The sequence below is a fragment of the endosymbiont of Lamellibrachia barhami genome, assembly GCF_011947365.2.
In the GTDB taxonomy this organism is placed as follows: Bacteria; Pseudomonadota; Gammaproteobacteria; order Chromatiales; family Chromatiaceae; genus QGON01.
The window spans coordinates 370872-383192 of record NZ_JAAVSH020000001.1 but is presented as its reverse complement, the minus strand read 5'-3'; the positions used below and the strand labels follow the sequence as shown (position 1 = coordinate 383192).

General features: G+C 53.1%; 10 protein-coding genes, 1 tRNA gene and 1 pseudogene. 5 read left to right on the top strand and 7 right to left on the bottom strand.

The features are described 5' to 3' along the window. Positions 1–110: 110 nt before the first annotated feature. The 3 genes from G9Q73_RS01575 to dksA form a co-directional block, all read right to left on the bottom strand. Positions 111–359, bottom strand: coding sequence for a hypothetical protein (locus G9Q73_RS01575; protein WP_177418189.1), 249 nt, complete (start codon positions 357–359; stop codon positions 111–113). Positions 360–552: 193 nt separating this feature from the next. Continuing rightward, the gene (gene gluQRS / locus G9Q73_RS01570) at positions 553–1467 is read right to left on the bottom strand and encodes a tRNA glutamyl-Q(34) synthetase GluQRS (RefSeq protein WP_177418188.1); all 915 of its coding nucleotides are present in this window, start codon (positions 1465–1467) and stop codon (positions 553–555) included. Positions 1468–1523: 56 nt separating this feature from the next. Next, positions 1524–1967 (bottom strand): RNA polymerase-binding protein DksA, encoded by a 444-nt coding sequence (gene dksA, locus G9Q73_RS01565; RefSeq protein WP_177418187.1) that lies wholly within the window; start codon positions 1965–1967, stop codon positions 1524–1526. A 262-nt stretch (positions 1968–2229) separates the two neighbouring features. Between dksA and G9Q73_RS01560 the strand changes: the two genes are divergently transcribed. Further along, complete coding sequence (locus tag G9Q73_RS01560) at positions 2230–2997, top strand: HAD family hydrolase (protein WP_177418186.1); 768 nt, start codon at positions 2230–2232, stop codon at positions 2995–2997. Between the two features lie 35 nt (positions 2998–3032). Then, positions 3033–4208 carry a pyridoxal phosphate-dependent aminotransferase gene (locus G9Q73_RS01555; RefSeq protein ID WP_177418185.1) on the top strand — a complete coding sequence of 392 codons (1176 nt, stop codon included), beginning with the start codon at positions 3033–3035 and terminating at the stop codon, positions 4206–4208. Here the strand turns inward: G9Q73_RS01555 and cysZ are convergent. After that, positions 4205–4951 (bottom strand): sulfate transporter CysZ, encoded by a 747-nt coding sequence (cysZ, locus tag G9Q73_RS01550; protein WP_177418184.1) that lies wholly within the window; start codon positions 4949–4951, stop codon positions 4205–4207. The two genes, G9Q73_RS01555 and cysZ, sit on opposite strands and share 4 nt — an antisense overlap. A gap of 73 nt (positions 4952–5024) precedes the next feature. Between cysZ and nfo the strand changes: the two genes are divergently transcribed. Continuing rightward, positions 5025–5870 carry a deoxyribonuclease IV gene (nfo, locus tag G9Q73_RS01545; protein ID WP_177418183.1) on the top strand — a complete coding sequence of 282 codons (846 nt, stop codon included), beginning with the start codon at positions 5025–5027 and terminating at the stop codon, positions 5868–5870. Positions 5871–6965: 1095 nt separating this feature from the next. Here nfo and G9Q73_RS19295 read toward each other — a convergent pair. The 3 genes and pseudogenes from G9Q73_RS19295 to G9Q73_RS01530 all read right to left on the bottom strand — a co-directional run. Beyond that, a pseudogene (locus G9Q73_RS19295) lies at positions 6966–7082 on the bottom strand (IS1595 family transposase); the annotation flags it as partial. 141 nt (positions 7083–7223) lie between these two features. Beyond that, a tRNA-Leu gene (locus tag G9Q73_RS01535) sits at positions 7224–7310 on the bottom strand. Between the two features lie 65 nt (positions 7311–7375). Next, positions 7376–9586 carry a putative bifunctional diguanylate cyclase/phosphodiesterase gene (locus tag G9Q73_RS01530; protein ID WP_177418182.1) on the bottom strand — a complete coding sequence of 737 codons (2211 nt, stop codon included), beginning with the start codon at positions 9584–9586 and terminating at the stop codon, positions 7376–7378. Positions 9587–9830: 244 nt separating this feature from the next. Between G9Q73_RS01530 and queA the strand changes: the two genes are divergently transcribed. Next, on the top strand, positions 9831–10865 hold the full coding sequence (gene queA / locus G9Q73_RS01525; protein ID WP_177418181.1) for a tRNA preQ1(34) S-adenosylmethionine ribosyltransferase-isomerase QueA: 1035 nt from the start codon (positions 9831–9833) through the stop codon (positions 10863–10865). A 303-nt stretch (positions 10866–11168) separates the two neighbouring features. Further along, positions 11169–12269: a tRNA guanosine(34) transglycosylase Tgt gene (gene tgt, locus G9Q73_RS01520; RefSeq protein WP_177418180.1), complete on the top strand. Its 1101-nt coding sequence runs from the start codon at positions 11169–11171 to the stop codon at positions 12267–12269. Positions 12270–12321 lie beyond the last annotated feature (52 nt).

Genomic DNA, 12321 nt, shown 5'->3' with positions numbered 1-12321 from the left:
TTGTTGTACTTCGTTCAGTTACGTATTGCTCTTCCCTCAAGATAGACCAGAAACTCTTTCAGCAATTCGTTGATCTGTTTCCCCTCATCCAGGCAGACGAAGTTTCCCCTTCAGTGCTTTTTATGCAATAGCATGTTGCCGACCAGATTCATTTCATAAAGTGTTCCGCCCAGAAAACCTCCACAGACCCGGCATCGAGTGCGCGGTTGTGCCTGTTGCGCCAAATATCCTTCTCCAACAGGGGTTGTGATGGCCTTCTTGCATTTGTCGAGGTAATCCTGCGGAAAGTGCATAGGCATTTCCCAGTACAACATTAGAATAAGAGGTAAAGCAGTGAGTGAGCGATAGGTCTTTTTCATTTTATTATGACTTCCCTGATTAAGGCATGGTGTGAGGACAATCATTTTCACATATTTTCTGTAGCGCGAATAGAAATCCTGAGAGGTAGGCTGGTTCAAGCGCAGCGGAACCGGCAATCTCAATAGTTATAGTCAGGAACGCCCGATCCGCTACGCTTGACCGTGCCTACGCAGAGCCGTAGCCACGCAAAGATCAAAGGGGCTGAAGTGTTGGTTTAGCCGGGACATTTTCCAATAGCCAGTTTGATATCGCCCAATCCCAGAAATCGTCGATGCCGGTAGGTCTTTCGTCGGGTAGAGGCTGGCCCAGATGGTGCAGTGCCTGTAGCAGCGCCGGCAGGGGATGTCGATTCTCAACCGGGGCATCCTTGTACTGTTTGCTCAGCTTTCGCCCGTTTGCATCCACCGCCAGCGGCAGGTGGGCATAGACTGGTGTGGGTAGTTCCAACAGTTGTTGCAGGTGGATCTGACGGGGGGTGGATAGCAGCAGATCAGCGCCGCGCACAATGTGAGTGATCCCCTGCCAGGCATCGTCCACCACTACAGCAAGTTGGTAGGCGTGGTAGCCGTCTGCACGGCGGATAATGAAGTCCCCTATGTCGCTGGCCAGCTTTTGCGTCACTTCTCCCTGGATCAGGTCTTCAAATCCTAATGGATTGTCAAAGGTTCGTAGGCGGATAGCCCGTTCTTTCCTGCCCGCTCGTAGTCCCTGGCGACAGGTGCCGGGGTAGATGGCAGACTCGATGCCCGGGCGGGCGGCGATGTTGATCTCTTTACGCGTGCAGCCACAGGGGTAGGCAAGATCGTCTCTGTTCAGAGCATCGAGGGCGTGGGCATAGGCGCTGGTGCGGCGGCTTTGACGAATGATCTCACCTTCCCACTCAAAACCGAAGTGGTCGAGGGTACGTAATATCTCATCGGCAGACCCTTTGATCTCACGGGTCTGATCGAGATCCTCCATACGTACCAGCCACTCACCATGGTTGGCCCTGGCATCAAGATAGCTGCCGAGGGCCGCCACCAGTGAGCCGAAATGGAGTGGTCCAGTTGGGGAGGGGGCAAAGCGGCCGTGGTAGGGTGGGACTTGGTTGTTATTGACCTGGTTCATGACAAGAATTAAAAAACCGGCTTGCGCCGGTTTTTTATACTAAGAGGCGGACAGGCTCAGCCCATCTGTTTCTCCCGGATCTCGTCCAGGGTCTTGCAATCGATACACTGGCTGGCAGTGGGTCTGGCCTCCAGGCGGCGGATGCCGATCTCCACACCGCAGGACTCGCAGAATCCATAGTCGTGATTATCGATCTGGGTGATGGTTGAATCGATCTTTTTGATCAGTTTACGCTCACGGTCGCGGGTGTGCAGTTCCAGACTGAACTCCGACTCCTGTGTGGCCCGGTCGTTTGGATCGGGGAAATTTGCCGCCTCGTCCTGCATGTGATGCACGGTTCGGTCGACCTCCTCCATCAAATCCGTCTTCCAGGCCTGCAGGATGGCGAGAAAATGCGCCTCCTGCTCTTCGTTCATGTACTCTTCGCCCTTAATGGACTGATAGGGCTCAAAACCAAACGGTCCTGAACTCACATCTTTTTTGGCTTTCTTCTGGGCCATTCACTGACTCCTGAATACCTCTTGAGTGAAGGGGACTATCTATACCAGAAACCCAGTTGCTAGACAACAATATGGGCGTCTCTTCAATCAATGTTTGCTTAACAATACTAGTATCGTCCAGATTGCCATATTCTTAATGTGCCAAGTCAATTAAAGGGTGATTCTTTTCCCCGAACTCAAAATTCCGCTTTTTTGCATGGGGGTGCAAGGTTGCGGTGGTTTGGGTAAGCTAGCGCGATTTGACTGATTGGTGAGTAGAAGAATGGCTAAATTGGAAGCGTTGATTTTCGATGTGGACGGCACCCTGGCCGATACTGAGAAGGATGGTCATCGGGTGGCATTCAATCGGGCATTTGCCGATGCGGGGCTCGACTGGGAGTGGACGGTGGCCCTCTATGGAGAGTTGCTGGCGGTGACTGGAGGCAAAGAGCGGATTCGTTATTATCTGGACAGTTTCAATACCGATTTTGAACGGCCCGCAGACTTGGATGGTTTTATTGCAGCGCTGCACAAACAGAAGACCGCCCACTACACCAGTATGTTGGCGGAGGGTGCGATCCCCATGCGCAACGGGGTCAGGAGGCTCTTGACTGAGGTGCGGGAGGCGGGAATGCGGCTTGCCATCGCCACCACCACCACCCCGGCCAATGTCAGCGCACTGTTGCAGCATGCTCTGGACCCGGCTGCAGAGGAGTGGTTCGAGGTGATCGCTGCGGGTGATATCGTACCGGCCAAGAAGCCAGCTCCGGATATCTATACCTGGGCCATGGAGCAGATGAAACTGTCCCCTGAGCAGTGCATCGCCTTCGAGGACTCAGAGAACGGCGTGAAATCTGCTGCGTCTGCCGGTATCGGCTCAATATTGGTCACTACCAACGATTACACCGAGGATCACGATTTCAATGGTGCGGCGTTGGTACTCGACCAGCTGGGCGATCCTGACGACAGTTTTCACGTGATCTCTGGTGGTGCGGGTGGTGCCGGTTATGTCGATCTTGCGCTGTTGAGAGCCTTTCACGGCCGGGGTTGATAGGCCGTCAAAATCACCTTGAAGGAGTCAGGAAGATGATCCCCATTGCCGACAGGATGGCACGCATCAAGCCCTTCTATGTGATGGATCTGTTGGCAAAAGCACGCAGGTTGGAAGCAGAGGGGCGTTCGATCATCCACATGGAGATCGGCGAACCCGACTTTATCACCCCAGCCCCCATCATCCATGCGGGAGAAGCCGCCCTTGCGGCGGGTGAGACCCACTACACTCCGGCTAAGGGGTTGCCAGCCCTGCGGGAAGCGATCGCCGGATTCTATGCCAGCAGTTACGGGGTGGATATCGACCCTGCCCGCATCATCGTCACGCCAGGGGCGTCCGGTGCCCTGCAGCTGGTGATGAGTGTGCTGATCAATCCTGGAGAGAGCGTCCTGATGGCCGACCCTGGTTACCCCTGTAACCGCCACTTCGTGGAGTTGGTTGACGGCAAACCAGTGGGTGTGCCGGTTGCCGCGGATACGGGTTATCAGCTCACGGCGGAGATCGTGGAGACGGCATGGCGGCCGGATACCAAGGCCGTGCTGGTGGCGACGCCCGCCAACCCCACTGGGACGCTGCTCACATTGGAGGCACTCACAGCGTTGCACGAAACAGTCAGCCGTCTGGGCGGTCTGCTGATTGTCGATGAGATCTATCAGGGACTGATCTACGATGCCGTTGGAGGAACCGCTCTCTCCATCGCCGATGACATCTTCGTTATCAACAGCTTCTCCAAGTTTTTCGGCATGACCGGATGGCGTCTCGGCTGGCTGGTGGCGCCCGAGGCTGCCGTCGACCCTCTTGACCGTCTGGCCCAGAATATCTTTCTTGCAGCCCCCACCCTGTCCCAGCATGCGGCGCTGAAGGCCTTTGAGCCGGAGGTGCTGGAGATACTTGAAGCGCGTCGGGTCGAGTATCTGCAGCGGCGGGATTTTCTGCTGCCCGCGTTGCGCGAGATGGGATTTGAACTACCCGTCACCCCGCAGGGGGCCTTCTATCTCTATGCCAACTGCGAGATGGTCACGGATGATAGTCATGCCTTTGCCGAGGCGTTGCTGGAGGAGGCCGGAGTGGCCGTCACGCCTGGCCGTGATTTCGGCTTCAACCGGCCCGAGGCACATCTGCGGTTCGCCTACACCACCTCACTGCCCAACCTGGAAGAGGGCGTGGCGCGGCTGCGTAAATTTATCCGGAGGGGGTATCCAGAAGACTAAGCGTCGCCGCCAGAGCTCTCCAGACGCTCTTTCCAGAAGACAGTGGCTCCGGCCACCGCCGCCGGCATGACAACAAAATTCAGGATGGGCACCATCATCAACAGTGTGACACTGCCGCCAAATGCCATCGCGGTAAAACGGGCCTTTTTCAGGCGTTTGTGCTGCTCCTTGAAGAGCAGGCTGTGATTACCCATCGGGTAGTCGCCATACTCGATAGAGAGAAACCAGGCACCGAAGGCCAGCCATAAAAAAGGTGCAACAATGTTGACTACCGGGATCACGAAGAGAATCAGCAGGGGGATCGCCCGCAGCAAGAAATAGAGTATCTTGCGCAGCTCAGAAAACAGGGCAGGCAGAATATCCTTCATCACCTGTTTGATGCTGCCGCTCTCCTCCTGCAACCGGCCGTCGAGATAGAGCTCCACCTTCTCTGCCAGCAGGGCGTTGAAGGGCGCGGCGATCAGGTTGGCGATGACGGTAAAGGTATAGAAGATAATCAGCAGCAGTGCCAGGGCGAAGAGTGGCCAAAGCAGCCAGCGCAGGTAGGAGAGCCAGCTGTCATCGGCGGGCAGAAAGTGATCCATCAGCAGGTCGAACTGGCTGATTCCCACCCCAACCAGCAGGCTGAATACCAGGATGTTGATCAGCAGGGGGATGAGTACGAAACGTCTCAGTCCGGGTTTGCTTATCAGGCTCAGGCCACGCAGCAGATAGCCGACGCCGGAGAGGGGATTGTTTGCCATGTCGCTTCGGTCTGTTTTGATAAAAAGCGGATTTTAACAGAGTTAGAGATTCAATAACCAAAGGACAGAACCAATGAAGTTTGTAGGTGCCCACGTCAGCGCTTCCGGGGGTGTTCAGAATGCCCCGTTGAATGCTGAAAAGATTGGTGCGAAGGCCTTTGCACTGTTCACCAAGAACCAACGTCAATGGAGGGCAAAGCCGCTGACCGATGAGGCGATTGAGAGTTTCAAAGTAAACCTCGAACAGGTCGGCATCGCCCCGGAACATGCGCTGCCCCACGACAGTTATCTGATTAATCTCGGGCATCCGGAAACCGAGGGGCTGGAGAAATCCCGTGCCGCTTTCGTCGACGAGATGCAGCGCTGTGAACAGCTCGGTCTGAAACTTCTTAACTTTCATCCCGGCGCCACCCTGAGAAAGATTGAGGAGGGGGAGAGCCTCGAACGCGTATCCGAGTCGATCAATATCGCCCTGGAGCAGACGGAAGGGGTGACAGCGGTGATCGAAAACACCGCAGGCCAAGGCTCCACCCTGGGCTATCGGTTTGAGCAGTTGGCCAGAATTATTGAAGGGGTGGAGGACAAGCATCGGGTCGGTGTCTGCCTCGATACCTGTCACACATTCGTTTCCGGCTACGATCTGCGGACCAGTGAAGCCTGCGAGCAGACCTTCGGTGAGTTTGAGCGCATCGTCGGTTTCAACTATCTGCGGGGCATGCATCTCAACGACAGCAAGCCCGACTTGGGGGCCAGGGTGGACCGGCACCATAGCCTCGGTCAGGGAAAGATCGGCTGGGACGCCTTTCGCTACATCATGAGTGATTCGCGTTTTGATGATATACCCATGGTGCTGGAGACGATCGATGACACGATCTGGCGAGAGGAGATACAGGCGCTCTATCAGTTTTCCACTGAATAGCGAATCAAGCGGCTAAGCCGGAGGTCATCAACAACGCTCTAAATCAGGCACTGTCCCATACCTGGCCACATCCATGGTACGCGGCTCCTGCCAAACAACATCAATATCAACAAGCCTATAGAAACTGCGGAATTTGCGTTTACGCAATGCATGCCCGCAGGTAATTGTGGATGCTGTAGCCATTAATAACCGGTTACAGATTCTCTCCGTTGAGCTGAATGCAGTAGCTGCTTACCAGAGAATTCATGATGTCTCACCCATCCCGATTAGAGAATTTCCCCATCTCCTTCTTTTCCATTGTGATGGGGTTATGCGGACTTACGATTGCCTGGAGCACGTTTCAGCGCGTGTTCGGTTTGCGGCTGAATGTTGATGGAGCACTGGCGCTGTTTCCCGCACTTTTGTGGGGTAGCTGAATAGTTACCAAATAAGATAACTATTCGGCTCACCTATGATTTGCTCGTCCCGGCCAACGAGTTGTCAACCCTGAAATCATGGGATGGTCCAAGCGTAGCGGAACTGGCAATCTTATCGTTTTGCCAATTCAAAAACGCCAGATCCGCTACGCTTGATCGTGCCTACGACGTGAATGATACCGAGGGGGGCTGACCGCGAGCAGACGAAAAATCTATCAAATGCGTATTATTACATGGGAAGTTATAATTCGCTTTGGACGAGGAAGAGTCCCTTGCCATCAGTGCGCCAAAATTGAAGGCCATGTGAGGTCGTGCTTGAGTCAGCAGAAAAGGGCTTGAACATAACCCCTGAGGAAGGTGGTTTAACACGGCTTGCCGAGAGTAAGTTACACCCAGGTTCTCGAAATACCGCCTGTCTTTCGTTAATTCATTTTCCAGATATAAGGTTCCCCCACGTCCTTGCGGGGGGCCTGTTATCCTTAACTTTCCTTGCCTGTCCAAAAGTAGGCAATTGAGATTGTATTCGAATTATATGACGAATTGATGACAACATAAAAACCCGCCTAAGCGGGGCCGTGGTGCTCGACAAATTTTGGCCACCGAATCCTACTTGCCAAATCTCTCAGGCCGATCCCCAAACCTATTAATTCTACTTTGTCAGAAGATTAGACCTACCTGATTATCCCCGAGCCTCAGCTATGCTGAGGAGGCGCTGGGGCATGGGTGGTGTGCGCACTGCGGCGCTGCCGAGACGCGAAATCATGTTTTCAAGCTTGAATCTGCGATTGAAGCGATAACAGTGTTAAATACCAACAAAAAGTGCGGGATTCAATAGGATTTGATGGGATCAGGATGGACTGAGGTTGCAAAGAAAAAGCCACAAGTCATTGATATAATGAGTCTTGCGGCTTTTTCTGGATGTCGTTGGACAAGAATCTGGTACCGAGGGACGGACTCGAACCGTCAAGGCCGTGAAGCCGGGGGATTTTGAATCCCCTGTGTCTACCAATTCCACCACCCCGGCGCTGGAAGCCGGTAATTATACATGATTTTCTAGAATTGTAAGATCCTGTATTTGGAGGATATTGATCAAGCTTCTGGTGGGGATGGTTTGCCAAAAAGATAGCCCTGACCGAAGACGAATCCCAGGCCCGCAAGTTTTTGCGACATCTCCTCGGTTTCGATACCTTCCGCCACGAGTTGGTGTCCGGATTCAGTAATCATCTGTACCAGATGACGGATGATGCGGGTTTGTGCTTCGTTATCCACATTCCGGGTTAGTGAAATATCGAATTTCACGATATCCACCGGCATCGTGGCCAGGTAGCGCAATGAGGAGTAGCCGCTGCCAAAGTCATCGAGCGCGATCTGGTATCCCATCTTTCTGAGTGTGGTGAGGTTTTTTGTCGCTGTCTTTAGCTGTGTGATCAAGGCCGTCTCGGTTATCTCAATCACAAGCTTGTGTGTCTTTAAATAGGGTAGAAAGCCTTTGAGCCACTCGGTCAGGTATTGGTTGATGGCAGTCGGTGCCGAAATGTTTACGGATATGCCGGTTCCAGCGGGGATCCGGTTGTTCTCCAAATCCTCCAGAACGCTATTGATTACCACCCGGTCGAGGTCGGTTTCCAGTCGACGCGCCTCAACCAGAGGAAAGATGTGCGAAGGAAGTATCCATCTTTTGCCATGAGAAATTCTGAGTAGCGCCTCATAATACTGAACGGTGCCATCCTGGAGTTTGACGATGGGTTGATAGAACATCTTCAAACCAGTGCCATGGGTTACTGCGTCGTAAACAGCATTGTGAGTCTGGTTTGAGAAAAGCCCGCTGGACTCCTCTGCCATTTCGGGTGAAAAAACCGCGATATGGGATGTGGCGGGACGCTTGGCAGCGTACATGGCAATATCGGCCTGCCGCTGTAGCGATGTCAAAGGTGAGTCCTCCTCCGTTTCACTATCGGTGAGGGCCAGGCCAATGCTGATTCTCACAGGCTCTTTGATGCCGAAGTCATGGAATGGGCAGTCGGCGATCGCCTCCTCACAGCGCTCTGCGATACGCATTGCGATGGCAGGTGTACAGTCGAAAAGGATGGTTGCGAACTCATCACCCCCAAGGCGGAACAGATACTCTCTTTTTCGCAACACTTTTTGTATGGAGTGGCTGATCGCTATAAGCACCTCATCCCCGATCTGATGTCCATAAGTGTCGTTGATGGCCTTGAAATGATTGACATCAAACAGGGCCAGACAGATGGGGTTGCGGCGGATATCGAAGAGGTTGTTCACCTCTTTCCAGTATTCATCGAAAGCCCGTCTGTTTTTGACACCGGTCAGCGGGTCGTGAAGTGCGAGGCTCCAGAGTTTCCTGTTTTTTTCATCCAGACTGGTATTCAGACTGTTGAGTTGGTTGTGGTAGTCATTCAGGGAAAGCCTGACTTTATCCAGTTCCTTAATGGGCAGACGTTCACCCAGGTTTTCAGCAATTTTTTCGGAGGAGTGCAGTTTAAGAAAATCGAGATGGCGAGAGAGCCGATGAATTGATTTTCCGGTAAACCAGACACTTTGCGGGAAGATCAGGAGCGTTAGAATTACGCTTACAACGATGAGGTAACCCACCGCTTGTAGCATGATCTTTTTCAACTCTTCAGCGTATGGATCACTGCGCAATGTGTACTTGATATGCCTTTTTAGTTCTGCAATCGGGAGAAAATCGTGGCCTGTCGATGTGAATTTTAATGTTTTCGAGTCTATTTGACTAAAGCGTCTTTGACTGCAAAAGCCGGTTAGAAAATCGCTTAATGTGGCGACATAACCGATTGTCTTCAGGTTTTTCAGGTCACGGACAGGTGCAACGATAAATATTCCAGGCTTCCCTTCCTCGATTCGAAACAAGGGTTCAATGTGCTCGATATTTATGGCATCCGGTAATTTCGATGCATCCAGTCTCCCCAATACTTTTCCATCGCTGCTGTAGATCGAGGCGTCAAGTACATACTTAGGCAAAATACCGGTGTTATGTATACTGAGCTCATGCCAATCACTATAAAAACCGGGGTCCAGTAACTGCTGCCTGACCTCATGCCATTCGGCCAAATCCACTGTGTGTTTCTCTATGTCAACTGTAGCGGAAGCGATAACCTGCTCGATCTCTTGTTCTGCAATAGTGATGCTGCTGTCATGAAATTCAGATTCCATTTTCTGAATATTCAGGTAGGTCAGCCCCCCAACAAAGCTGAGTGACACAAATGCGATAACGATATAGATCGCTGCATACGTGTTGATGGAAATGACTCTGTTTGACATTTGGGTCCGAATTATTTCAATAGATTCAGTCAGATCAAATTCGCGTTGGTGGTCGAAAAAGGGGTTTGCCTGCTTCGCTCCTATACTAATCTGGTTTATTAAGGATAGTCGATATCGGAGTCAGTACATTGATGTGCCTCGTGCTTTGAGAAACGCCTGAGTTGTTGAGAGATGTCTGCGGTTCCTGGCGGCAGGCATTTTGCTGGATGTTGTGGTAGCCGGGGCCATGATATTATCCGCCCGCATGAAACTATCCGATTTTTCCTATGCTCTTCCTTCGGAGCTGATTGCCCAATTCCCTGAAAAAGAGCGGCGGGGCAGTCGTCTGCTCACCCTGGACGGCGCCAGCGGTGAGTTGAATGACCAGCATTTTACAGATCTACCGCAGTTGCTGCGAAAGGGGGATCTTCTGGTGTTCAATGATACCCGTGTGATGCAGGCTCGGCTCCACGGCTTTAAGCAGAGCGGCGGGAAAGTCGAGTTGCTTATCGAACGGGTGCTCACGCCGGGCCGGGCGCTGGCCCATGTGCGTGCCAGCAAATCCCCGAAGGCAGGCAGCCGCCTCTATCTTGGGGAGCGGAAAAGAGCGGTGGAGGTGGTTGGACGTCAGGAGAGTCTGTTTGAGATAGATTTGCCGGATGGTGATTTCTTTCAGTTGATGGAGGAGCAGGGACATATGCCCCTGCCGCCCTACATCGATCGTTCGGATGACTCTTCGGACAGGGAGCGGTATCAAACCGTTTATGCCCGCCGTCCCGGTGCCGTTGCCGCCCCCACGGCAGGACTCCATTTTGATCTTGAGATGCTGGATGAGCTGAAAGAAAGAGGGGTGAAAAGTGCACAGGTCACCCTGCATGTCGGTGCCGGAACATTCCAGCCGGTGCGAGTGGACAATCTGGACGAGCACATCATGCATAGCGAGTATGTGGAAGTGGATGAGTCTGTATGCCAAAAGGTGCGGGAGACGCGTGCCAGCGGTGGACGGGTGGTGGCTGTGGGCACCACCAGTGTGCGCAGCCTTGAAGCTGCCTCTGCGTCGGGGGGGATAGCCCCTTTTAGCGGCGATACAAGGCTCTTTATCCGCCCCGGTTACCATTTTCGCAGCGTCGATGGGATGCTCACCAATTTCCACCTTCCGGAATCGACCCTGCTGATGCTGGTTTCCGCTTTCTCAGGTTATGATCACGTGATGGCAGCCTATCGCCATGCGGTCTCCAGACGCTACCGCTTCTTCAGCTATGGGGATGCCATGTTTCTCACGCCGTCGTTCATACGGTAGACATAACCCAGTGATTACAGTGGCTTTCAGGCAAAAAAAAGCGCGACAGGGTGCCGCGCTTAAAAGTTCCACCAAAGGAGGATGGAGGAATGTGCCAAACCGTAAGATTCAGCACATGATCATTTTCTAATATACCAGGCAGTATGTCAAGTCTTGTTAGGGATAACCCTTGCTTTTTTTGGTGCTGTATATCACACGGGACTATGATCAGCGTGGGAATCCGCCAAGGTCACACTCGTTACTTATTGAAATAAAAAGATTTCCACTATTTTTTCGCTTGGAACCCAACTGAATTGAAAAATTATGCAGTTTGAAATCTTTCACGCCGATGGCGCAGCCAGACGCGGGCGCCTCACCTTTGCCCGGGGTACGGTAGAGACCCCCGCATTTATGCCTGTCGGCACCTATGGCACCGTCAAGGCGATGACCCCTGAAGAGTTGACCGGAATGGGTGCTGAGATCATCCTCGGCAACACGTTTCATCTTATGTTGCGGCCGGGCACCGATGTCATCAGAGCCCATGGTGATCTGCACGGCTTCACGCATTGGCAAGGCCCTATTCTCACCGATTCCGGCGGGTTTCAGGTTTTCAGCCTGGGCAAGATGAGGAAGATTACCGAAAAGGGGGTGGCCTTCCGTTCTCCGGTCAACGGCAGCAAGGTCTTTATGGGACCGGAGGAGTCGATGCAGATTCAGCGCGAGTTGGGTTCTGACATCGTCATGATCTTCGATGAATGTACCCCCTACCCGGCCACTGAAGAGGAGGCCAGGGTCTCCATGGAACTCTCTCTGCGCTGGGCCGGGCGCAGCCGCACTGCCCATGGCGACAATCCCTCGGCGTTGTTTGGCATAGTGCAGGGTGGGGTATTCGAACATCTTCGGGAGGCTTCGCTCAACGGATTGACCGATATCGGGTTTGACGGATATGCAGTAGGGGGGCTGTCCGTGGGTGAGCCGCCGGAAGATCGCTGGCGGGTGCTCGATTTTCTCTCCGACAAACTGCCGCAGGATAAGCCTCATTACCTGATGGGTGTGGGGACGCCAGAGGATATCGTGGAGGCGGTACGGCGGGGGATAGACATGTTCGACTGCGTGATGCCGACCCGGAATGCGCGCAACGGCCACCTCTTCACACATCAGGGCGTGGTGCGGATTCGTAATGCGGTACACGAATATGATAATGGTCCAGTAGATCCTTTATGTGACTGTTATACTTGTAAAAATTATAGCCGTGCCTATCTGCGTCACCTGGAGAAATGCCATGAGATTTTGGGCGCCCGTCTGAATACCATCCATAATCTCTTCTACTATCAGACGCTGATGCGGGATCTGCGGGATGCCATCGAAGCGGGGCAGCTGGAGCGTTTTGTCAGCGAATTTTACGCTTTGCGAAGCAGTGTCTGAGTGGTGCTGATTGGCAGTGGAAAAACCACTGCCTGTATCTTGCGGCCTTCTG

What these genes read in the sequence shown, in the direction of transcription:
- G9Q73_RS01575 (WP_177418189.1), bottom strand. Translation starts at nt 359, where the DNA reads ATGAAAAAGACCTATCGCTCACTCACTGCTTTACCTCTTATTCTAATG.
- gluQRS (WP_177418188.1), bottom strand. Translation starts at nt 1,467, where the DNA reads ATGAACCAGGTCAATAACAACCAAGTCCCACCCTACCACGGCCGCTTT.
- dksA (WP_177418187.1), bottom strand. Translation starts at nt 1,967, where the DNA reads ATGGCCCAGAAGAAAGCCAAAAAAGATGTGAGTTCAGGACCGTTTGGT.
- G9Q73_RS01560 (WP_177418186.1), top strand. Translation starts at nt 2,230, where the DNA reads ATGGCTAAATTGGAAGCGTTGATTTTCGATGTGGACGGCACCCTGGCC.
- G9Q73_RS01555 (WP_177418185.1), top strand. Translation starts at nt 3,033, where the DNA reads ATGATCCCCATTGCCGACAGGATGGCACGCATCAAGCCCTTCTATGTG.
- cysZ (WP_177418184.1), bottom strand. Translation starts at nt 4,951, where the DNA reads ATGGCAAACAATCCCCTCTCCGGCGTCGGCTATCTGCTGCGTGGCCTG.
- nfo (WP_177418183.1), top strand. Translation starts at nt 5,025, where the DNA reads ATGAAGTTTGTAGGTGCCCACGTCAGCGCTTCCGGGGGTGTTCAGAAT.
- G9Q73_RS01530 (WP_177418182.1), bottom strand. Translation starts at nt 9,586, where the DNA reads ATGTCAAACAGAGTCATTTCCATCAACACGTATGCAGCGATCTATATC.
- queA (WP_177418181.1), top strand. Translation starts at nt 9,831, where the DNA reads ATGAAACTATCCGATTTTTCCTATGCTCTTCCTTCGGAGCTGATTGCC.
- tgt (WP_177418180.1), top strand. Translation starts at nt 11,169, where the DNA reads ATGCAGTTTGAAATCTTTCACGCCGATGGCGCAGCCAGACGCGGGCGC.